Here is a 21,434-nt window from a genome sequence, read left to right as displayed (position 1 = left end):
GGATATGGACAATTTTCAAATTCAGGGCCACATCAATATGGATAATTAATGTTAATCTTTCATCGCTGTTGCGCCGGTTGCCACATGGCGAAGTGGCCAGGCCCACTGCCAGGAATAAAAAAACCCTGCCGCCAAAGCAGGGTTTATCGCCTGTCGCCGCGCGAGCTTAGCGCGCCAGCCAACCACCATCGACCGCCACGGTGTAACCATTAATGTAATCCGCTGCGCGGGAGGAGAGGAAGACCACCGGCCCCATCAGATCGCCCGGTAAGCCCCAGCGCCCTGCCGGAATACGGTCAAGAATTTCCGCGCTACGCTGTTCATCAGAGCGCAGTTGCTGGGTGTTATTGGTCGCCATATAGCCCGGCGCAATCGCGTTAACGTTGATGTTGTACTTCGCCCATTCGTTTGCCAGCAGGCGGGTCAGGCCCATCACGCCGCTTTTTGATGCCGTGTAGGACGGTACACGAATGCCGCCCTGGAAAGAGAGCATCGACGCGATGTTAATGATCTTGCCGCCATTACCCTGGGCAATAAAATGCTTCGCCGCCGCCTGGGACATAAAGAACACGGTCTTGATGTTCAGATCCATCACGTCATCCCAGTCTTTCTCGCTGAATTCAAGGGCATCCTGACGGCGAATCAGACCGGCGTTGTTGACCAGAATATCGATATGGCCGAATTGGGCAACCGCGCGCTCCAGCAGGTGCGGAATACCATCAATCTGGCGCAGATCGGCGGTCAGGCTCAGGAAACGGCGCCCCAGCGCGGTGACACGCGCAATGGTCTCCACCGGCTCAACAATATTAATGCCGACAATATCGCAGCCCGCTTCGGCCAGACCGAGTGCCATACCCTGACCCAACCCGGTATCACAACCGGTGACAACCGCCACTTTACCCTGTAGAGAGAATGCATCGAGTATCATACTTTGTTCCTTAGTCTTTCAGAGCCCATACAAACACAGGCAAGGTTCTCTTTATCCGATCCGCATCCCTCACGCTTGCTTACGCAAGGAAAGCGCACTGGGCATTACCCACCGTAAAAAAAATAAAACGCAGTTTTGTTTTACTGGTATTGACATCTTACCTTTGAGGAAAGGTGTTTTCAATTTTTATTAAAACAACGTTTCATATTTTAACGGTATATTTATCAAAAATGCAAAACGGATCACGAAGCGATGCACAGGAAAAGAAACAAAAACAATAAAATACAATTAGTTAATCTAACTCTGGAAAATGAGAGAAAAACGCAAAAAGCGGGCATAAAAACAAAGTCAGCGCCGATACACCGGGTAGCAGAGCGGAAAAACCGCGATCCAGAGCAACATTTTATAGTGAATTGCGCTTGCCATCACATATAATGAAACGATGTTTTGATAAATTAACACTCATCTTTTAAATCAACCTCACCTGACTACACGTCCCCTTCAGACAGGCGGCATCGCAGGAAGGAAAAGGAGTACATCATGGCTAAAGGCATGCGGGTAAAATTGAATTATGCAGTCAGTCGCGATCCGGATACCGGCGCGGAGATCACCCGCTTAACCCCTCCGGAAGTAACCTGTCATCGTAACTATTTCTATCAGAAGTGTTTTTTTAATGATGGCAGCCACCTGCTGTTCGCCGGCGAGTTTGATGGCCACTGGAACTACTATCTGTTAAATATCGCGACAGCTGAAGCCGTTCAGCTCACAGAAGGTGCCGGCGATAATACCTTCGGCGGCTTTCTCTCACCGGATGACTCCGCGCTCTATTACGTGAAAAACGACCGCACACTGCTGGAGGTCAACCTTTCCACCCTCGAGGAACGTCAGGTCTATCGCGTCCCGGATGAGTGGGTCGGATACGGTACCTGGGTTGCCAACAGCAACTGCAGCAAACTGGTCGGTATTGAGATCGCCAAAAGCGACTGGACGCCGCTTAACGACTGGCAGATTTTCCACGACTTTTTCCATAAAGGTCCGCACAGCCGTCTGCTGCGCGTCGACCTGCAAAGCGGTGAGAGCCGCGTTATTCATGAAGAGAAAAAATGGCTGGGTCACCCTATCTACCGTCCGTTCGATGACCATACCGTCGCTTTCTGCCATGAAGGGCCGCACGATCTGGTAGACGCCCGGATATGGATGGTCGACGAAGATGGCAGTCACGTGCGGAAAGTCAAAGAGCATGCCGATGGCGAAAGCTGCACGCACGAATTCTGGGTCCCGAACGGATCCGCACTGATTTATGTCTCCTATCTGAAAGGTCAGCAGGGACGGACGATTTATCGCTTCGATCCGGATACCGACATCAATACCGCACTGATGCAAATGCCCGCCTGCTCACATCTGATGAGCAATTTCGATGGCACGCTGTTGGTTGGGGATGGCTCTGGTACGCCAGTGGATGTAAAAGATACCAGCGGCTACACCATTGATAACGACCCTTATCTCTACGTCTTCGATGTCGCGAAACAGGCTTACTTCCGCGTTGCCCGGCATGATACATCCTGGGCGACGGTCGCCAATAGCCGTCAGGTCACCCATCCGCATCCGTCATTTACGCCGGACGATCGCGCGATTTTATTCAGCTCAGATAAAGACGGTAAACCGGCGATTTATATAGCGAAACTGCCAGAGCATCCTGAGATGCTACGGGCGTAACATCAGTATCGTGTTTCTGTCACTGGCCTTGCCCTCCTTCACGGAGGGCTTTTTTTGTTGTATGACCCCCGGAGGAATCCCTGAGGCAGGCGCAAGCCGTTTTCTTCGTGCCTTCTGTTAAGCCCGTAGGTGTAAACCTTCCGCAGGCCCTCTCGACAGCGCGGGTGGCAAAACAGGCTTTCGCCTGAATCAGCGCTAACAGGAAGCGCAGCGGACGACAAAAACAGAAAACCCCGACTCACGGAGCCGAGGTAATGACGGAAGGTTGTTTTGTCAGAAGCTGTAAGCCACCCCGACGCGGAAACGGGTCTGGCGATCGCTGCGGTCATTTACGCCAACGTTACCGATTTCACCATACGGCGCCCAGTTTTTGTCGAGCTTATAAGCCAGCTTCACATTGTACTCCTGGGAGTACGGCTTGTTGTCGTTGCGCTTCACGCCCTCGGTGCTGCGGGCATACACATAGTTCAGCTCGGTACGCCAGTTGCCCATAACAAAACCGGCCCACGCATCGCCACGGTTCACTTTATCATCGTCTTTGCCGGCGCTCGCCGGATAGCGGGTATAGTCGTAGCGATAACGAGCCGCCACGTAGAAACCATTATCGAAGCTGTACTGGACGCGCAGATTGGGTTTGTAGATTGAGCGGCTATCGTTGCTCTCAATATTAAACCCTGGCGTCACGGAGAAGTTCTGACTCGCCTTCCACTGCCAGCTAATGGTCTCTTCGTGGCCGTTGCCGACAAAATCTGAATACGGCTGAGCGGTATTATCGCCGCCTGACTTCCACTTCGCCTCAACGGAGAAGCCGAATCCGTTGGCAAAGCGATGGGAGACCGAGACGCGATCGGCGTTGGTTTTATCTGTCTTACCTCCATCAATGAATTCATGACGCAAATCAACCGTGACGGCAGAAGCGGAAAAAGCTGCGGCACAGAGCGTAGCAAGGGCCAGAGATCTTGCAAACATAGGATACCCCTTAAAATTAAAATTTCGTTTCTATTTTATGAAACTGTATTTTATTTTTTAAGGATTAATGCTTTAGTGATCAGGATCGTAATTATTTGTTTCAAAAAACATGGCACAGCAGGACGTGACAAAGCTCAACAAAAAACGCCTTTATCACCCCTTTTTCGCTGAATTTTTCCGGGATCTGTGGGGAAAAAACCCAATAAAAAAGCCTCCGCAAGGAGGCTTGAGAAGCAGGTAAAGCAGAGCGGAATTATGCGCGTTCTACCGCTAGCGCAACGCCCTGACCACCGCCAATACAGAGTGTCGCCAATCCTTTGCGGGCATCGCGTTTAATCATTTCGTGCACCAGAGAAACCAGGATACGACAGCCGGATGCCCCAATCGGGTGGCCCAGCGCAATCGCCCCACCGTTGACATTGACCCGGCGCTCATCCCATTCCAGCACTCTGCCCACAGAAATCGCCTGGGCGGCAAATGCCTCATTGGCCTCGATGAGATCGACTTCATCCAGCCGCCAGCCCGCTCTTTCCAGACAGCGGCGCGTCGCATGTACCGGCGCGATCCCCATCAGGGCCGGATCGACGCCGACGCTGGCAAAAGCGCGGATCCGCGCGAGGATCGGCAGACCGAGATCCTGCGCTTTCGATTCGCTCATCATCATTACTGCCGCCGCGCCGTCATTGATGCTGGACGCGTTACCCGCGGTCACCGAGCCCAGCCGATCGAAGGCAGGTAGCAGGCTGGCCAGCCCTTCGGCGCTGGCATCAACCCGCGGCTGCTCATCGGTATCAACGGTGCGTGGCGCCCCGTTCAGTTCGGTCAGCACCGGCACAATCTCATCGCGAAAGCGCCCTGAATCAATCGCCCGCCGGGCCTTATGCTGTGAACTCAGCGCCCAGGCATCCTGTAGCTCGCGACTGATACCATATTCACGCGCCAGGTTTTCCGCCGTGACGCCCATGTGGTAGTCGTTGAAAGCATCCCACAGGCCATCGTGAACCAGGCTGTCAATCAGCTGGCTGTTGCCCAATTGAGCGCCGGTGCGGCTATCGGTGAGAACGTGCGGCGCCCGGCTCATATTTTCCTGGCCGCCGGCAATCACCACGTCAGCTTCACCGCACTGGATTGCCTGTGTCGCCAGATGCAGCGCCTTCAGTCCGGAACCACACACGTCATTAATCGTAATGGCAGAAACGGTATTCGGCAGCCCGCCACGAATCGCCGATTGACGGGCCGGGTTTTGCCCGGTTCCTGCAGTCAGTACCTGCCCGAGGATCACCTCATCAACACTTTGCGGGTCGATACCGGTACGCTCCACCAGCGCCTTGACCACAAGGCTGCCCAACTCTACCGCAGAGTGGCGCGACAATGTTCCCTGAAAACACCCTATAGGGGTGCGCAACGCACCAACGATTACGACATCTTTCATCCTCTACCTCAGCCCTGCTTCTGTGCAAAGAAACAGCAACATAGTAGAGAATTGTTATCAAAAAATTTCACAATTGTTTAAAGAAAGTGAGGCAAATCACAAAGATTGGCCCCGCGTTGCGGGTTCCTGACGCTGTAAATGCTGACGCAGCCAGCTCCCGGCTTTCCCCGGCGGCGCCTTCTTATTCCACAGTAAATCCACGGAGATCGCCCGCGGCCAGCCGGGAATGTTCAGCGCCACCAGCGTGCCTGAACCGGCAAACTCGTCAACCAGCGCACAGGGTAAAATGCACCATCCCAGCCCCTGTACTGTCATGCTGAGCAGCAGTAAATAGTTCGGTGCCGACCAGACCTGTCCTTTCGCCGGCTCCAGCGAGCTGGCCAGAAAAGTACTCAGGCGTAGTTCTCGCCAGCTATGCAGCTCATCCCACGCGACCCGCTTCTGTGCCGCCAGCGGATGTGCGGGGGCCACGTAGATAGCCATCGCCGTTTGTAACGGCAGCCGGGTGCTACCAATCTCCGTCGGATAGCGATCTCTGGCCTCAATCAGCCCCACCTGCGCACGCTCCTTCTGCAGCAGGTCAATGACATCCTCATCTTCCCCTATCAGACACTCAAACTCGGTGTGGGGAAAACGACGATCGAACTGCTGCAGTAGATCCTCCAGCACATCCGGGTGCAGCGTATCGGAGAGCACAAACGTGAGGCGCGCTTCCGTTTCATCAGACAGTGAAATAGCCAGCTCATCCAGCCGATCGCTGGCCGCCAGAATCGCTTTGACGTAACTCAGAACCTGTTCGCCCTGCGCTGTCAATGTGGGATGCCGAGTTGCGCGGTCAAACAGCGCGACGCCCAGATCGGCTTCAAGATTCGAAATGGCGGTGCTGATGGTGGACTGGCTTTTGCGCAGCCTGCGGGCGGCGGCAGAAAACGATCCGCAGGCCACCGCTTCAACAAAGGCGGTGAGAGCTTCGGGAGAATAGCGCATGAACTATCTACTTTATCGATGGAATCTATCTTTTTATTATCATATTTATCCATAAAATGTGGAGGAATTTCTCAGAATCTGTTCCCTCCTATTGCAGAGGGACCCGGTCAGAACAACGGCTTTTTCGGAGGTAGCAAGCCATGAAACAGAACAAATTTCAGCATAAGACGCTGACAGAGCGCGTTATCCATGCGGTCAGTTTTGAAGGACTCGCCACCTTAATTCTCGCCCCCACCGCCGCCTGGCTGATGCAGCGTTCGGTTCTTGAAATGGGTGGGTTGAGTGTGCTGCTCGCGACGCTGGCCATGGTATGGAACCTGATTTACAACGCCGCTTTTGACCGCCTCTGGCCAGTATCTCGCGTGGTAAGGACCCTGAAAGTCCGCGCGCTGCACGCCATCGGCTTCGAGTGCGGTTTTATTCTTATCGGGGTCACTGCCGTGGCTCTGGTTCTCGGGGTCACGTTGATCCAGGCGTTTATGCTGGAAATCGGCTTTATGCTGTTCTTCCTGCCCTACACCATGCTGTTTAACTGGGTATGGGATACGCTGCGCGAGCGCGTACTGAAATACCGCCAGCAGCGGCTCCTGGCACGGAGCTAACTGTTCTTCATCGCCGGGTGGGTACCTGGCGAATCCCTGCCTGATTTGTCATCCGAAAGTATCGCAACCGCTCATTCATTGTTGTGGTAAATTACACTCCTTTTTTTTGTTTTTACGGTTGATAAATTCATACAATGTCTAAAATTTGGTCTAAAGAAGAGACTCTTTGGAGTTTTGCCTTATATGGCACTGCCGTAGGCGCTGGCACCCTGTTTTTGCCGATCCAGCTCGGGTCCGCTGGCGCCATTGTCCTGTTCATCACCGCACTGGTCGCCTGGCCATTAACCTACTGGCCGCACAAAGCCCTGAGTCAGTTCATTCTCTCCACGAAAGTGGCGCCCGGCGTCGGGATCACCGGGGCGGTAAACCATTACTACGGCAAGACAGTGGGGAATCTGATCACCGCGCTCTATTTCCTCGCCTTCTTCGTCGTGGTCCTGATTTACGCCGTGGCAATCACCAACTCGCTCGCCGAGCAGTTGGCAAGACATATGCCGATTACGCCCGCCGTTCGGGCCATGCTCAGTCTGGCAGTGGTCATGGTGTTGAACCTGATCTTTTTGATGGGCCGCCATGTCACGATTAAGGTGATGGGTTTTTTGGTGTTCCCGCTGATTGCCTGCTTCCTGTTCTTGTCGGTCTATTTAATCGGCGACTGGCAGCCTGAGCATCTCACCAGCCAGTTGCAACTGACCTCACATACCTTTCATCAGGTCTGGATCTCGATTCCTGTGATGGTTTTCGCTTTTAGCCATACACCTATCATTTCCACTTTTGCTATCGATCAGCAGGAGAAATATGGTGAACTGGCTATGGGTAAATGTAAGAAAATCATGAAAGTGGCCTATACCATCATCTGCGCCAGCGTGCTGTTTTTTGTCTTCAGCTGCCTGCTGGCGATACCGGTCTCCTATATTGAAAACGCGCGCGACGAAGGGGTGACTATCCTCTCCGCGCTATCGATGATGCCTGGCTCCCCGGCGTGGCTGGCGGTAACGGGCATCGTGGTCGCCGTAGTGGCCATGTCGAAGTCATTTCTCGGTACCTATTTTGGCGTGATTGAAGGCGCCAGCGAAATCGTGAAAACGTCGCTGAATCAGGTCGGCATTCGCAAAAGCCGCGCCTTCAACCGCGCGATGTCGATTCTGCTGGTCTCGACGCTGACATTCATGGTTTGCTTCATCAACCCGAACGCCATTTCCATGATCTACGCCATCAGCGGCCCGCTGATCGCCATGATCCTGTTCATCATGCCAACGCTGTCGACCTATATCATTCCCGCACTCAAATCCTACCGTTCAGTAGGGAATTTCATCACCCTGGTGGTTGGCCTGCTGTGCGTTTCGGTCATGTTCTTTCGCTAATCTTCCCCTCTGCGGCGGCGGTTATCACCGCCGCCGCACATTCTGCCAATATTCCTGCCATCCGGACTTCCTCACCAGGTTTACACTTAGGGTTTACACACCATTGGGGAGTCGCCATGTCCAGCGTAAAATTATCCGGAAGCGGAACATTAGGTCATCGTCAGGTCTATCGCCTGGGGTACGGAGCCATGCAGCTAGCTGGCCCCGGCGTATTCGGCCCGCCAGCCGATCCCGATGCCGCTATACGTGTCCTGCGCGCCGCAGTAGCGGCGGGGGTCAATCATATTGATACCGCCGATTTTTACGGCCCGCATATTACTAATCAGCTGATTCGCGAAGCGCTCCATCCTTATGCAGACGATCTCTGCATCGTCACGAAAGTCAGCGCGCGTCGTGATGAAAAGGGCAACTGGCTGCCGGCGATGTCGCCAGGAGAACTCACGCAGGCGGTGGAAGATAATCTGCGTCATCTGGGGCTTGATGTCCTGGAGATCGTAAATCTGCGCAGCATGCTCAGTACCCACGGACCGGTAGAAGGTTCGCTGGAAGCACCGCTGACCACACTGCTTGAACTTAAAGAGCGTGGCCTTATTCGTCACATCGGCCTCAGCAACGTCACGGCGAAGCAGGTGGCCGATGCGCAAAAGATGACGCCCGTTGTTTGCGTACAAAACCAATATAACGTCGCCAATCGCGCAGACGATGCGCTGATTGATCAGCTTGCCGCCCAAAATATAGCCTACGTCCCTTTCTTTCCACTGGGGGGATTTACTCCGCTACAGGCCCAGGAACTTAACGATGTTGCCGCCGAACTGGAGGCGACGCCGATGCAGGTGGCGCTCGCCTGGTTGCTGCAGCGTTCGCCTAATATTCTGCTGATCCCAGGCACCTCTTCGCTCCAGCACCTGCAGGAGAACCTGGCTGCAGGCGCGTTAACCCTGCCTCCGGAAGCCATCTCTACATTAGCAAAACTGTAGCGCTGACTGCCTTCGGCACACCTGTGTGTTCCCCTCCGCACAGGTTCTTGCCGGGCACCATTTTCTCTCCGGCTATTTGTCTGGAATTAGCCCAACGCTGCTGGCACTATATATCCGAAAAATGGGTATATGTTTGCACTATTCTGCGCTAAACAACCCCATATACAGTATTGATTTATACTCTTTTGACAAGTCTCCTTATTGGGGACTTCTGTCGTTTGTGCCTTCCGAAAAATTTTTACAACTCTTAATTACAGGAAAAACAATATCGAATTCGACGTTTATACAAATCAATTTAGCGACAAAGATAGCTAATAACATCAAACGCTCATAAAAACATCTGGTTAATGCAATCAGAATGTTGTCATTGCCATAAGAACAAATCAACTACACACAATAAAAATCAACAAGGACTTTACATGACAGAGGGAACAATAAAGACCAGTCGGTATGAAATCATTGCTATTTTCAGGGAGGAACTTAGAAAGCGCTCCGAGATAGAGGTTTTCTTTAATAACAAAAACATCATGACCCAGCTTATCCGGGTAGATTTTGCTGAGTTCCATATCGTCAGCCATAGCAAGATCCCCCCTGGACATAAATATAAATTCATCCTGCATAGTGATTCAGGAAAGATTGAGTTCAGTTCGTCGTTAAAGAAAAGTTATAACGCCGATGCAGAGCACGGCAATAAAGCATCCTTTGCCTTACCCGAATGTATTCACGTGGTACAACGACGCCGCGATCCTCGTTTTCGGCTACATCACCGTTATGACTTTTTTTGTCGTGGCCGACACAGGAATGGCGAAAACTACTTTTTCGATATTAAAGACATTTCGGATGGCGGCTGTGCGCTGATCGCGAAAAATCCGAACCTGAAGTTTCTCACACATAATTCAATCCTCAAAAACTCAGTTCTGTCTCTGGCTGAGTATGGTGAAATCACCATTGATTTAGCCATTAAAAATGTTGTTGAAGTGACCGTTAATGAAGACAGTGAAAGCTATCACCAGATTTCCTGCCAGTTTAAATTCCGCCACCGCGAAGATAAGACCAGAATAGAGAAAATGCTGCTCGATTTCATTCTGGAAGCCAAGCGAAAAAAGAGAGTCTGATCCCTTGGACAGGATATTTCTGTATACCGATGATAATTTAGTCGGTCAATCAATTTATAGATACATGGTTGATAATAATAAAAATATTACCACCTTCCGTTATCAGGATATCACTCAGGGGGCTCTCGCCCCCTTGTCTGGGATCGTTATTTTTAACGTCATCCATAAGGACTTTTCTGCTGCCGACACGATGTTATTGCTCAACAAAATGCGCCCGTATCTTCTGCACTGCACGCGACTAATCCTGGTGGTCAGAAGCGATATTTCCAGCCTGTTCAGAGAGCTGATAGATATAGATAAGACACTGATTCTTACAGAAAAAACACCATTAAATGATTTTTACCGCGCCGTCAGTTCTTCCATAGACGGCGGCGATTTTTCACTGCCGAAGAAGCTCTCCACCAGAGAGCGCCAGGTGCTGGAGCTAACCATGGCCTGCCATAACAACAAAAAAATTGCCACCTTACTCAATATTGACCATAAAACCGTTTACAGCCACAGGATTCATATCATGCAAAAACTTGGCCTGCATAACTCGCGAGCGATGCACAATAAGATAGTCGATATGTTTCAATGCTAATAAAAACACACAGCAATCAAAAATGGAAAACTAATTGAAAAGTTAGTTTTAATAATCATTCCAAACTGCAGGCTGGTCACTTATAATAATTTCACCCTGCAGTAATGTTCTGTAAAATTTCTGGCACGAGAAAATGAACGCTAACACATATTCTGACTATAACTTATCCCGTGGCGATATCTCTGTTCGTTATGTTTTTCAAAAAATGTTCTCACCGCAGGACACACTCGTTGCAGTGGAGTGTTTAAGTCGCTTTGATGCTATTCCTGTGGCCCCTGACTTTTTCTTTCGTCATGCCAATACAGCACTCCGTGAAAGTATTTTCATGGAGCAACTGGCATTGATTGAAAAGCATCAGGCATGGTTTATTGATAATGGTATTTTCGCCACAATCAATGTGGACGATCATATTCTTGGCATTTTGCGCCAGCCGCAAATCGAAACCTACATCAACCAACTGAAATGTGTGCATTTTGAAGTTACAGAAAATGCCAAAAGTCTGCTGAATAATGCATTAGCCAGCTGGAAAAGCCCCCATACATCCACATTGTGGCTCGATGACTTTGGTTCTGGTTATGCCGGCATTAATGCTATTCGCGGATACCATTTTGATTATGTCAAAATTGACAAAGATTTTTTCTGGCACCTCATGCAGAAAAAATCCGGGCGGCCACTGATGGATGCGCTGGTGACATTCCTTTCACGCAATAACCACAATGTCATCATTGAAGGTGTCGAGAGCGAAGCACATAAAAACTGGCTTAAGGGAATGGAGTGGTTTGCGATTCAGGGTCATTACTGGAAAGAAGTCAGCATTGAACGACTGGTTCAGGAAAGGATCAGCGTATAAAAATATCGGAGTCATATGGTATTTTTATACGCTAAATATCGCGCCCTTAATTATACACAAGTTCCCAGGTTGCCCAGCTGGTCAGTGGGCCAGTTGTCGCCTTTTCGGGGGACGGCGTGACATAACCGATATAATAAGTAAATACGCCGCCATTAACCGATTTTTCAACAATCGGTACGCGGTTTTGCTGCGGATCGGCGGGCACAATTTTATTACTTTTATCCAGCGTATTATTATCATTCGTTGACAGCGCCAGATAGATATTATGCGCCCCATCCGGTAGCGTGTTTGCCAGATAGCCCGCGTTTTCGTTTGCAACAGCATTGAGCATAAATCCATCAATCCAGCGCACGCTCACCGCACGAATCTCATTTTTATCCGCCGCGCCGCCATCATGGCGGAGCTGGCAATTGGACAACTCAAGAGTGAAAGGCTGCGGCTTCATAAATGCACCGGCCCCACGGTCATGGGCTTCCGCCAGGCTCACCGGCGCCAGCCAGACATTGCCGCTTCCGGCATTATTACCGCCGTTAAGCGCAACGCTGCAGGAGATATCCGTCACCCGGCCGACAAAATCCACGCGTCCATTATCATAATTGGTCATAAAACCATAGGCCGACGAGGCGGCAAGCATCGCGCCAGCGACGGCCAGCCTGATGCATTGTTGGCTATATGCGCCACATCCATATTGCTTCATGCCCGTCTCCTGAATCAATCGTACGTCAGGTTAAAGATCATGTGCGATTCCACCTCGCCGGTACTGGTTGTCGGCAGGTATTGATAAAACTGCGCATGATAAGGTTGCGTAAAGTAACGCGTTTCCTGAGAACGCAACGTGCCTACGCTATACTTCTTATTAAATTCCAGCGGCACGCCATCCTTCAGTACCTGAATCCCGACACCTTTTGCCGCGGAACTCCCGGCTTTTTCATTGAGCAATGCCCCTTGCTTAACCGTTGTGCCGGTTGCCAGGGTTCCGGAAAAAGAGGTCTCGATATTGGCATAACCCGACTCGCTTACCCCACCGCTGCACTGCAGCTCAATATTAAAATCCCGGCCGCCTGCCGTTGTACCGACCCCTTTCAGATCGCTACGCTTAATACTGCCCACATCAACGTTCATATTCTTCCCGCTCAGTACCGTACAGGAAGGGGAGACAATGGTGATCGCATTGGCGCTGAGGTAGGTTTGCAGAATCGGATTATTCCCCCTTTCCCAGTCATAGGAGGTATATATCCCCGTCGCCAGCGTACCGCTGCCGGTAACTGCTGCGGTTTTGATCAGTTCAAGAGTAAAGCGCGAGCCTTCCAGAGAGTAATTAGTCCCTGTGCCTCCGTTCGACGTGAAGGACCCGGGATAGATAATATTAACCGTGGCGCCGCCGCGGCTAAAACGCATGCCAATCCCTGGAACACTAGTGGAATAGACCTTATTCCCTAAATCCTGAACGCCAGTTGCGACAATATTGGCCTTGAAGGTGTTGGTATTGGTACAGTAATAGCTAACGCCGTTGCCCGCCGGCATAGTCCAGTCCTGTTTCGCGATAACCGCCCCTACCGGCAGATCCGGCGACACCACCACGCGTCCCATGGTCATATCAAGTTTTACCGTGCTTGCCGATCTCCGCGAACAGTCCGCCCAGGCCGTCGATGTTCCAAGGGCCAGCAGGCCAAGCGCTATCATCAGTCGTTTACTCAGCGACATACCGTTTCCTTTAATTTTGTCTGGCTCAGATCTACCGTACACTGTCCGCCGCTCCACTTAACGGTTGCGCGCTGAACGCTGGCATCGCTGATAAACATCATGCTTCCCTGGCCCACAACCCCCATATCCTTCCCTGACGGGTCCAGAATGGTTGCGGCAAACGGCAGCGGTTGGCCATTGGCCTGGCGTGCCTGAAGCGTGAGGGTATTCTGTACCGTGGTATCAAACGAGACTTTCACCACGCTGCCTTCCCACGGAACAACCTGAGCCACAGTACGTTCAAAGACAATATCCTCCTGACTGCCTTTCGGATCGATCTCAACGGCGTTAATCCGGTAAGGCCGCAGATAGGGCAGGATGGCGTAGCCATTACTGTCGACGCGGGTCCCAGGCGAACCCGGCAACATGGCGCCAGCCGCATTTTTGGCTTCAATTAGCGCCATGGTGTTGCCACTCTCGGGTGAGAACACCACACCATGACGATGAGCGATCAGCGTGCCGCTGGCGCCCAGCCCGCTCTGCCGGTAGCCTTCGCCCTGACTATAGCTACCGTTAAGCGTGGTCCACGGGGTACGGTAGCTGCCGTTTAAGGCGACATCATGCTGACCACCGCTCACCGCGGTGGTTGAAATGCCATAGTTGAGGTTGTTCTCACTATCCAGCGAACCGTTAACCCCAATCTGCGAGCTGCCGAAATGTGAATTATTGAAGGAGGTGTTCGACGTCAGGTTGGCGGTGCGGTTCTCTCCAAACCACAGCGGATAGCTGAAGTTCACCGAAAGACGATCGTCACGACGATGACCGGAATTATCTGGCGTATACACGCGCTGCGCGCTGACTGACCATGAGAGGCGACCGAACATATTGTTATAGCTAAGCTGGTACTGTTTCTCGGTCCCCGAACGGTTCCAGTAATCTGCAATCTGGCCGCTCAGATAAAAACCACCCCAGCCGTCCGGCAGGTTCTGGTTAACGGTAAAGGTCATGCCGTTTTTCTGCCGCCACAGGGTATAGTTACTGTTGCGGTTCTTCTCTTGGTCGACGGCATACAGCGCATCGTTCAGGTTATAGTAGCCTTTCGTGGAGTAGCGGTACGCCGCCAGCACAATGCTGGTCTGCGTATCGGTAAACATCCGGTTAAAGGTGGCGCGATAGCTCTGCCCTTTTTCATCCAGGGTATCGCTATTCAGCCGCGACTGGGTAATGTCAAATGACAGCGCGCCAATACCGGTATTCATCCCGGCCCCCAGCAGAAACGCCTGATAATCATCAAAACCGGTCACGCCGGTATAGCCGGTAAACATGTTGCTCAGGCCACGCTGCCAGGTGGCCTGGTAAAGCATGGGCTTATTGCGCAGCGAATTATCATCGACTTTACCGGCCGACAGCGCATAGCGGGTCATGCCAGGACGCAGCAGTTGCGCCACCGACGCATACGGCACGCTGAAGACCTGTACCGAGCCATCGGCCTCTTGTACCGAAACCTCCAGGTCGTTGCCGTATCCGGACGGGTAAACATCCTGCAAAGTAAACGGCCCCGGCGGTACCGAGGTCTGATAAATAATATTGTTGCCCTGACGCACCGTCACCAGGGCGTTGCTCTGCGCCACGCCGCGAATTTCAGGAGCATAGGAACGCATTCCGTCCGGGAACATATTGTCATCGGTCGCCAGGTTGACCCCACGTAGGCCAATGGTGTCGAAGAATTCGCCGTTGGTAAAAATCTGCCCGCCGCTGACAATCGAGTTGATTTGTGGGATCGGGCGCTGAAGATAGGTCTGGTTGCTGTTCCAGTGCGCCTTTCCTTGCTGCTGCTGCCAGTTGAGGTTGCCGATATGCTTGAGCAGCCAGCCATCCCACGACAGACCGGCATTCATGCCGAGGTAGGCGCTGCTGTTATCCGAACCGTTCGCCGCAGAACTGTGGCTGGTCCAGGTGTTCGCCATCCAGCCCAGATTCAGCGCCGCAATGCCTTTATCCCAGAATTCCGGGCTGACATAATTTTTCAGGCGTTGATCTTCGTAGATTTGCGGTACAGAAACTTCCAGCCGCAGAGAGGACTGTATCAGGTTATCTTTAACGTTTTCGTCATTACGCCACTCCTTCAGACGTCCACAGTAACCTTCCTGCTGACTGAGCTGAGGATTGAGCTTTTCTGCCGAAATGCCATAGCGCTCAAGCATTTCACGGGTGTAGCAGATCCCCATGTTGCCATCTTTATCGCGGGTGACATTCAGTTCATAGCGTCCTTTCCACTCATTGTTGGTATAGACGTCAAGCGAATAGGTCCCTTCCGTGATAGCACTGCCGGAGAAGCGAGACAGATCGACCTTTTCCCGGCTGCCAACGATAAAACCATCGTTAAACTGGTATACCGTTCCCGGGCTTTCCTGTCCGCTGGAAACTGGCGGGAAGCAGAACAGCGCCATTGCGATCGCTGAACTTAATCTTCCCGGGCAGATAGACCTCTGCTTCATGATCGTGTCCCTTATTTAACGGTTACTTTCACTGCCACATCTGCGCCATAGTCATTGATATTATTGATAGTCAGGGTCTCACCTCGGCTCACGGAGGAAGAGAGGGCCACGGTCTGACTGGACTGCGGAGCAAGCATCACCGTTTTGCTGTTCAGGGCTTTACCGCCATCGCGGGAAATACGGCTTACGGTGAGATAAAATGGCGTAGGGTTGCTGACTGACAGGCTGCTACCGCTGGCTGAAAGCGCTAATTTCTCCGGCGCCGCGTCGCGGTTACCCAGTCCGGCAGGACGGTAGATAAACTTAAAGCGCGAACGGATCGCCAACTGGAGGACGTTTTGTCCTTCATTTTTCTGGTTGGCCACTACTGGCGGAATTTCCAGCAGATTCAACCACCACAGCGTTTCTTTATTTTGGGCCAGTCCGGCGGCGCTACCCAATTTAATACGTAAAGTCTGACCGCTCTTTGCATCGACGCGTGAAATCGGAGGCGTAATAATAAACGGCGTGGTAATAGTATCCGGCGTAGCATCAGCATTGCCGTTATCCAGCCAGGCTTGCGCCAGCGCCGGACGATCTGCGGTATTAGAAAGCTGTACCGTTATTTCTTTTTCATTTCCAGGGTAAATAAAGCGAGTGCCGTTGACGATAATATTATTGGCATTGGCCGCAAAACTAAAAATGAAACAGAAAAAAAGGACAATATGCTTCATGCTGACCTCAGAAGAAAAAAATAAGCGGCAGCAATTGCCGCTTTATCATTGTTTTAAACCGCCTCGGAAAAGGCGGTTTTATTTTCTGGCGATAATTACTGGTAAGTAATTTCGTAGGTCGCGTAGCTGTTAACCACACCGGTGGTGACGGTATTCGGGGTGTTGGTCGCATAACCCACGAAATAAGTGAAGCGTGCGCCATCCTGAACAGCAGAAGCATCGCCGGTTGCTTTAGGCTGAGTGCTGTCGCCTGGGATGATTTTGTTGGTCAGGCTGGTAGCATCATCAGTAGACAGAACCAGCTGGATGTTTTGCGCGCCAGCGGCTTCGGTGTTAGCCAGGTAGCCCACCTGCTTGCCCGCAGCGCCTGCCAGCAGGTTACCGCCGGTCCAGTTCACGCCCAGTTTGCTCACGTCATCCTGCTTAGTACCATCGGCAGCCTGGCAGTTGGAAACATCGATGGTGAACGATTTCGGTTTCAGGTAGGTATCTGCGGCGGCAGCTTTCACTTCGGTCAGCGTAACCGGAGACAGGTATACGTTAGCATCGCTACCCTGGCCGTTGACGGAAACAGTACAAGATACGTCGGTAACTTTACCGAAGAAATTAACCTGGCCACCACCAACGGTAGTATCAGCAGCGTTCGCTGCAGTCATACCGAAAAATGCTGTTGCCATCGCTGCAGAGAGAAGAACCTTTTTCATTGCCATTTCCTTGTCAGAGTGAGTTTTATATCAATAAACCAACAGTAAATCTGCACAAAGTCAGAAGCGTTATGCGATGCTCACTTGTGCAACTGTGAATAGAAACTTCGACTGACCGGAAGCCGCAATATTTAAGGCGTCAGGACGCGAATTCCGATTAAAGAATCCGTTAATGCTGTCGGCGTCAAAGAATGCTATTTTCGTTGATAAATATACATTTGCTTATAGCTTGTTACACCGAGCTGATGATAAATTTCAGCTATCAATAAAAAAATAACAATAGCTAAAAACAATTTATTGGTTATTTACACAGGAAGGAATAAGGCGCGATGGAGATATTTCGAACAGGGATATTCATGGCAAATAATACGACACCATGACGATAGCGAACACACTGAATAATATTGAGACGCAGATTGCTGAAAAAGCATAAATCCGGTTAAAAAATTTTTTAACCCTGGCAACCTGGGGTTGAGCAACTCGTTACAGCTGCAGGTGGAAATGCTGGTGCAGCGCGAGCCTGCCTGTCCGGGTGATACTCACTTCGCGAAATCCCGGCGTCAGGGTGAACCAGCCTTTTCGCTGACCATGGTCCAGTAATGCGGCCCCGACGGCGCCGCCGGGATGGAAGCGCCGTTCGCTCCAGTCCAGACATGCACAGCATACCTTGCGCCGGTTCTCGCCCGGCAAGATAATGCCTGAACGAGCAAACTGCGCCTCGCCATTCGCCGTCAGCGCGCTACCGTCCGGCGCGATCCATGCCTCGCGCACCAGGAAATCATAGATCGCCACCGCCACTTCACCGGCAAGGTGATCGTAGCAGGTCCGCGCGGTACGCAGATTCACCGGGGTCCGGGTCGTCAGCACAATCGCGCTTTTTCCGGCCATCGCCATCATATTCTCCAGCAGTCCAGCAACATCGGCACTCGCCTGCCGGTAATAGTGATGCCGCCCCTGCGCCAGACAAACCAGCAAATGGGTGCTAACCAGACGGCTGAGATGGGCGCTAGCGGTCGAGGCCGATACCTCGGCCACCGTCGCCAGCTCCGTCGCGGTCCACGCGCGTCCATCCATTAATGCACAGAGCATTTTCACCCGTGAAGCATCGGCCATGGCAGACGCCAGCGCCGTGAGGGCGACGGCCAACGACTCATCATCCTCAATAACATGAGCGGGTTTTAGCATAACGCCTCACAAAGTGGTGGCCCAGGAACGCGTGACTTCCTGCGCCAGTGAAAAGTTATCGGTCACCAAAATCAGGCGGTTAGCATGATCGCTGTACTGAGTCAGGATATTCACCCCACGTTCGGCCAGCGCGTGAGCTATCGCCCCCAGCTCGCCGGGCTGTTCCTGTTTTAATTGGCGAATAAGCGGCAGGTAGACACCCGTTACCGGGATCCCCGCCTGCTCCAGCACCCTTCTGGCTCGCTCCCCCTCCACCACCAGAAAATGGACATGACATTGATGACCGACGGTGAAAACCCCACCCCCTTCAAGTCCCACGCCATGTTTCCCCAGCACTTGACCTAACCGTGCCAGTTGGCCGGGACGATCTGGCAGAATCACATGAATATCATACATCGCCGCGCCCTTCCCGCACTTCTGAACCCCAGGCGCGAATGACCTGCACAATGCGAATCTGGTAAGAGGCAAAAATAGTCGCTTTGCCCTCTTCCTGAGCCGCCTGATGGCAGAGATTATTTTTCCAGGCCCGCACCGCCTCTTCATCGCGCCACCAGGACAGGGACAGGATCTTGCCCGGCGTGGTCAGACTTTGAAAACGTTCAATGCCAATAAAGCCGTCAAGCGTAGCGAGCAACGGCTTCAGCTCCGCCGCCAGCGCCAGATAACGAGTCTGTTTTGCCGGGGTGACATCGGCTTCAAAGAGTACTGCAATCATCGTGTCGTCCTTCCTCAATCAACAGTGACGCCACTTTATCGTATCCCCACAGGCCGATACTTCGCCGCTAAACGAAGTATTCCTTCCCCAGGAAAGCGGGAAAAAGGCCGCCCGTATATTCTCTCAGGCAATCCATTTCCGCGTTTTTTTTCAAAAAAAACACATAACCACAACAATCCCATCCCATTCATAACATTCGTAAAAAAACGCTCAATGCATTGTTTTTTAATTAAAAAATAAAGACACCTTCAAGATTTCTTCATCCAGCCGTCATAAAAGTGTGATCTAAATCGCACTTTTTGCAACGATGGTTATAATTAGCATGCTTATTATAAACCCCATCGAAAGCACAACGCTTTCCACCTAAAAAGTTAAAAGGAAAAACACCATGAAAAACGTAAAATTACTTGCCGCTGCCGGTATGCTCTCTCTGGTTTCTTTCGCTAGCTTCGCTCAGCACCCGGTCAGCGTAACGGCTGATACCCTGGACAGCGCAGAAGCTAAAATTGCTACCATCGCTAAAGATCAAGGCGCGTCTTACCACATTACCGAAGCCTATACCGGTAACCAGGTTCATATGACCGCTGAGCTGTCCAAATAAGAGAATGGTTGCAGAGGGAATTGCCGGACAGGCCGCCTGACGGCGGCCCGTTTCGCGCCCGGTGCACAATAACCGTACAGCAATGTCAGGCCCCTTTATGGGGCTTTTTTGTTAATGCGCGCTGTATCGACAGCACACTCAGCAACACCACGATCATCCCCACCAGCGCCACCCCTTCAATCTTCTGTCCGAGGAAGATCCAGCCCAGGATCACTGCCGTCACCGGACTCAGCAGGCTGAGTGCGGAGACAGCAACCGACGGCAGACGGTTAATCCCGCGAAACCAAAGCCCGTAGGCCAGCATCGCGCCGGCCACGCAGAGCCACAGATAGCCGGCCGCCTGGGTCAACGTCACCCCCTGAAGCGGCGGATCCACCAGCCATGCAACGGGAGCCAGTACCACGCCACCGATCAGCAATTGCCAGCCGGTCAGCGCCACCACCGGTAGCGAAATCGCCCAGCGGCGAGACAGCCAGGTACCCAGCGCCATGCTGACCGCGCCTGAAAACGCCGCCATGATCCCCAGCGGATCCAGCACCGTATGCGGCGACAGCAGCAGCAGTGCCATACCGATAATGCCAGTCACTGCCGAGAGCACCGCCACCCACGGCGAACGCTGCCTGTCGACACACCACGCCAGCATCATGACCAGCAGCGGCTGAATTGCCCCAATCACTGCCGCCAGCCCGCCGGGTAACCGGTAAGCGGCAATAAACAGCAGCGCCTGAAAAGCGCCAATATTGAGGATCCCGGTAACGATAAGCTTCCACCACTCATTGCGCAGAGGAAAACGGCGGCACCAGATAAGCAGCGCAATCCCTGCCGGTAACACCCGCAGCAACGCGGCAATAAACGGTCTGTCCGGAGGCAAAAACTGGGAAGTGACAATATAGGTTGTCCCCCAGATAGCCGGGGCCAGGGCAGTCAACAGCAAATCGATAACGGGAGAGCGTGGGAAAAAGGTCATGATTTTATCTTCATATCAAGGTAAATTAGTCGCTAAAGTATGTATCGACAAATGTCTTGATATCAAGATAAGTGAGCACAATTGGACAAATCATCTCAGGCTGACGCTGTAGATCGTATTCTTGAACAGTGGAAACGGGAGCGCCCGGATCTGGATTGCAGCCCGATGGGCCCCATCGGGCGCCTGAAGCGCTGCGCTCTGCTGCTGGAACCGCGTATAGAGTCCGCCTTTATTCGCCACGATCTGGTGCGCTGGGAGTTTGACATGCTGGCCACCCTTCGTCGGGCCGGCTCGCCGTTTATCCTCTCCCCGACCCAGCTTTTCTCTACGCTGATGATCACCTCTGGCACCATGACGCATCGGCTTAAGGTGCTGGAAAAACGCGGATTTATTACCCGTTTACCAGACCCTGACGACGCGCGAAGCCTGCTGGTCGCCCTGACCCAGGCGGGTCGCGAGCGGATCGATGAAGCGGTGGAAAGCCACGTGGAAAACGAACGCCAGCTGCTGGCTGGACTCTCTACTGAGCAGCGCCGGCAGTTGGATCAGGCGCTCAAGGTCTTTATGCGCCTGCTGGAAGGGTCCTAGCACCCGGCCGCAATATAATCGCCGTTGGCGCTCATCGGGATCACGGTCAGAAACAGCACGCAGGCAAAGAGTATCAGAATGGCGCCGCCAGCAATTTTTACCGCCGGTATCAGCCATTTCAGGCGGCCTTCATCCCTGGCAAACAGGCTGACCGCCCGTTCACGCGCGTAGCGTACCGCCAGCGAGAGGCCAAGAATCGATAATGCTGTCCCCAGTGACATCGTCATGACCGCGGCAATTCCCCAGCTGACGATCCCCAA

The 21,434-nt window shown here is 52.4% G+C and carries 22 protein-coding genes and 1 pseudogene; 9 read left to right on the top strand and 14 right to left on the bottom strand.

The genetic code is table 11. The features are described 5' to 3' along the window. Nucleotides 1–166 precede the first annotated feature (166 nt). Nucleotides 167–928, bottom strand: coding sequence for a 2-dehydro-3-deoxy-D-gluconate 5-dehydrogenase KduD (kduD, locus tag ACZAHD_RS10060; RefSeq protein WP_462456636.1), 762 nt, complete (start codon nucleotides 926–928; stop codon nucleotides 167–169). Between the two features lie 540 nt (nucleotides 929–1,468). Between kduD and ACZAHD_RS10055 the strand changes: the two genes are divergently transcribed. Next, nucleotides 1,469–2,644: an oligogalacturonate lyase family protein gene (locus tag ACZAHD_RS10055; RefSeq protein ID WP_462456635.1), complete on the top strand. Its 1,176-nt coding sequence runs from the start codon at nucleotides 1,469–1,471 to the stop codon at nucleotides 2,642–2,644. Between the two features lie 273 nt (nucleotides 2,645–2,917). Here ACZAHD_RS10055 and ACZAHD_RS10050 read toward each other — a convergent pair whose 3' ends face one another. The 3 genes from ACZAHD_RS10050 to ACZAHD_RS10040 all read right to left on the bottom strand — a co-directional run bounded on the left by ACZAHD_RS10050 (nucleotide 2,918) and on the right by ACZAHD_RS10040 (nucleotide 6,032). Next, nucleotides 2,918–3,613: an oligogalacturonate-specific porin KdgM family protein gene (locus ACZAHD_RS10050; RefSeq protein ID WP_462456634.1), complete on the bottom strand. Its 696-nt coding sequence runs from the start codon at nucleotides 3,611–3,613 to the stop codon at nucleotides 2,918–2,920. 253 nt (nucleotides 3,614–3,866) lie between these two features. Continuing rightward, entirely contained in the window at nucleotides 3,867–5,045 is a 1,179-nt protein-coding gene (locus ACZAHD_RS10045) for an acetyl-CoA C-acetyltransferase (protein WP_462456633.1), read from the bottom strand. Nucleotides 5,046–5,141: 96 nt separating this feature from the next. Then, nucleotides 5,142–6,032 carry a LysR family transcriptional regulator gene (locus ACZAHD_RS10040; protein ID WP_462456632.1) on the bottom strand — a complete coding sequence of 297 codons (891 nt, stop codon included), beginning with the start codon at nucleotides 6,030–6,032 and terminating at the stop codon, nucleotides 5,142–5,144. 140 nt (nucleotides 6,033–6,172) lie between these two features. Here ACZAHD_RS10040 and ACZAHD_RS10035 point away from each other — a divergent pair, with 140 nt between their 5' ends. From ACZAHD_RS10035 to mrkJ, 6 genes are all read left to right on the top strand, one after another. Further along, nucleotides 6,173–6,634, top strand: coding sequence for a multidrug/biocide efflux PACE transporter (locus tag ACZAHD_RS10035; RefSeq protein ID WP_462456631.1), 462 nt, complete (start codon nucleotides 6,173–6,175; stop codon nucleotides 6,632–6,634). Between the two features lie 134 nt (nucleotides 6,635–6,768). Continuing rightward, nucleotides 6,769–7,998: an amino acid permease gene (locus ACZAHD_RS10030; protein WP_462456630.1), complete on the top strand. Its 1,230-nt coding sequence runs from the start codon at nucleotides 6,769–6,771 to the stop codon at nucleotides 7,996–7,998. A gap of 116 nt (nucleotides 7,999–8,114) precedes the next feature. Then, complete coding sequence (locus ACZAHD_RS10025; protein ID WP_462456629.1) at nucleotides 8,115–8,975, top strand: aldo/keto reductase family oxidoreductase; 861 nt, start codon at nucleotides 8,115–8,117, stop codon at nucleotides 8,973–8,975. A gap of 419 nt (nucleotides 8,976–9,394) precedes the next feature. Further along, a complete protein-coding gene (locus ACZAHD_RS10020; protein WP_462456628.1) occupies nucleotides 9,395–10,090 on the top strand; it encodes a flagellar brake protein in 696 nt (231 codons plus the stop codon). Between the two features lie 64 nt (nucleotides 10,091–10,154). Continuing rightward, nucleotides 10,155–10,670, top strand: a complete 516-nt coding sequence (locus tag ACZAHD_RS10015) for a helix-turn-helix transcriptional regulator (protein WP_462456627.1) — start codon at nucleotides 10,155–10,157, stop codon at nucleotides 10,668–10,670. Between the two features lie 133 nt (nucleotides 10,671–10,803). After that, a complete protein-coding gene (mrkJ, locus tag ACZAHD_RS10010; RefSeq protein WP_462456626.1) occupies nucleotides 10,804–11,520 on the top strand; it encodes a cyclic-di-GMP phosphodiesterase MrkJ in 717 nt (238 codons plus the stop codon). A gap of 46 nt (nucleotides 11,521–11,566) precedes the next feature. On the opposite strand, the gene ACZAHD_RS10005 is transcribed toward mrkJ, so the two are convergent. From ACZAHD_RS10005 to ACZAHD_RS09970, 8 genes are all read right to left on the bottom strand, one after another. Continuing rightward, nucleotides 11,567–12,154, bottom strand: a complete 588-nt coding sequence (locus tag ACZAHD_RS10005; RefSeq protein ID WP_462456646.1) for a fimbrial protein — start codon at nucleotides 12,152–12,154, stop codon at nucleotides 11,567–11,569. A gap of 77 nt (nucleotides 12,155–12,231) precedes the next feature. Further along, the gene (locus tag ACZAHD_RS10000; RefSeq protein ID WP_462456625.1) at nucleotides 12,232–13,224 is read right to left on the bottom strand and encodes a fimbrial protein; all 993 of its coding nucleotides are present in this window, start codon (nucleotides 13,222–13,224) and stop codon (nucleotides 12,232–12,234) included. After that, entirely contained in the window at nucleotides 13,215–15,701 is a 2,487-nt protein-coding gene (locus tag ACZAHD_RS09995; RefSeq protein WP_462456624.1) for a fimbria/pilus outer membrane usher protein, read from the bottom strand. Before ACZAHD_RS09995 ends, ACZAHD_RS10000 begins: the two co-directional genes overlap by 10 nt. 11 nt (nucleotides 15,702–15,712) lie before the next feature. After that, nucleotides 15,713–16,414, bottom strand: a complete 702-nt coding sequence (locus ACZAHD_RS09990; protein WP_462456623.1) for a fimbrial biogenesis chaperone — start codon at nucleotides 16,412–16,414, stop codon at nucleotides 15,713–15,715. A gap of 95 nt (nucleotides 16,415–16,509) precedes the next feature. After that, complete coding sequence (locus ACZAHD_RS09985; protein WP_462456622.1) at nucleotides 16,510–17,118, bottom strand: fimbrial protein; 609 nt, start codon at nucleotides 17,116–17,118, stop codon at nucleotides 16,510–16,512. Nucleotides 17,119–17,601: 483 nt separating this feature from the next. Then, entirely contained in the window at nucleotides 17,602–18,303 is a 702-nt protein-coding gene (locus ACZAHD_RS09980; RefSeq protein WP_462456621.1) for an ArsR/SmtB family transcription factor, read from the bottom strand. 6 nt (nucleotides 18,304–18,309) lie between these two features. Further along, the gene (locus ACZAHD_RS09975) at nucleotides 18,310–18,699 is read right to left on the bottom strand and encodes an amino acid-binding protein (RefSeq protein ID WP_462456620.1); all 390 of its coding nucleotides are present in this window, start codon (nucleotides 18,697–18,699) and stop codon (nucleotides 18,310–18,312) included. Next, a complete protein-coding gene (locus ACZAHD_RS09970) occupies nucleotides 18,692–19,018 on the bottom strand; it encodes an antibiotic biosynthesis monooxygenase family protein (RefSeq protein WP_462456619.1) in 327 nt (108 codons plus the stop codon). The genes ACZAHD_RS09975 and ACZAHD_RS09970 overlap by 8 nt, the downstream gene beginning before the upstream one ends. Nucleotides 19,019–19,406: 388 nt before the next feature. Between ACZAHD_RS09970 and ACZAHD_RS09965 the strand changes: the two genes are divergently transcribed. Next, on the top strand, nucleotides 19,407–19,619 hold the full coding sequence (locus ACZAHD_RS09965) for a YdgH/BhsA/McbA-like domain containing protein (protein ID WP_015585822.1): 213 nt from the start codon (nucleotides 19,407–19,409) through the stop codon (nucleotides 19,617–19,619). 85 nt (nucleotides 19,620–19,704) lie between these two features. On the opposite strand, the gene ACZAHD_RS09960 is transcribed toward ACZAHD_RS09965, so the two are convergent. Next, a complete protein-coding gene (locus ACZAHD_RS09960) occupies nucleotides 19,705–20,586 on the bottom strand; it encodes an EamA family transporter (RefSeq protein ID WP_462456618.1) in 882 nt (293 codons plus the stop codon). An 81-nt stretch (nucleotides 20,587–20,667) separates the two neighbouring features. On the opposite strand from ACZAHD_RS09960, the gene ACZAHD_RS09955 reads away from it, so the two are divergent. Continuing rightward, nucleotides 20,668–21,174, top strand: coding sequence for a MarR family winged helix-turn-helix transcriptional regulator (locus tag ACZAHD_RS09955; RefSeq protein ID WP_462456617.1), 507 nt, complete (start codon nucleotides 20,668–20,670; stop codon nucleotides 21,172–21,174). Here the strand turns inward: ACZAHD_RS09955 and ACZAHD_RS09950 are convergent. After that, a pseudogene (locus tag ACZAHD_RS09950) lies at nucleotides 21,171–21,434 on the bottom strand (nickel transporter); the annotation flags it as partial. The gene ACZAHD_RS09955 and the pseudogene ACZAHD_RS09950 overlap by 4 nt on opposite strands.

The sequence above is a fragment of the Raoultella sp. genome, from assembly GCF_039594335.1.
In the GTDB taxonomy this organism is placed as follows: Bacteria; Pseudomonadota; Gammaproteobacteria; order Enterobacterales; family Enterobacteriaceae; genus Klebsiella.
This window is presented reverse-complemented; position numbering and strand designations above follow the sequence as displayed.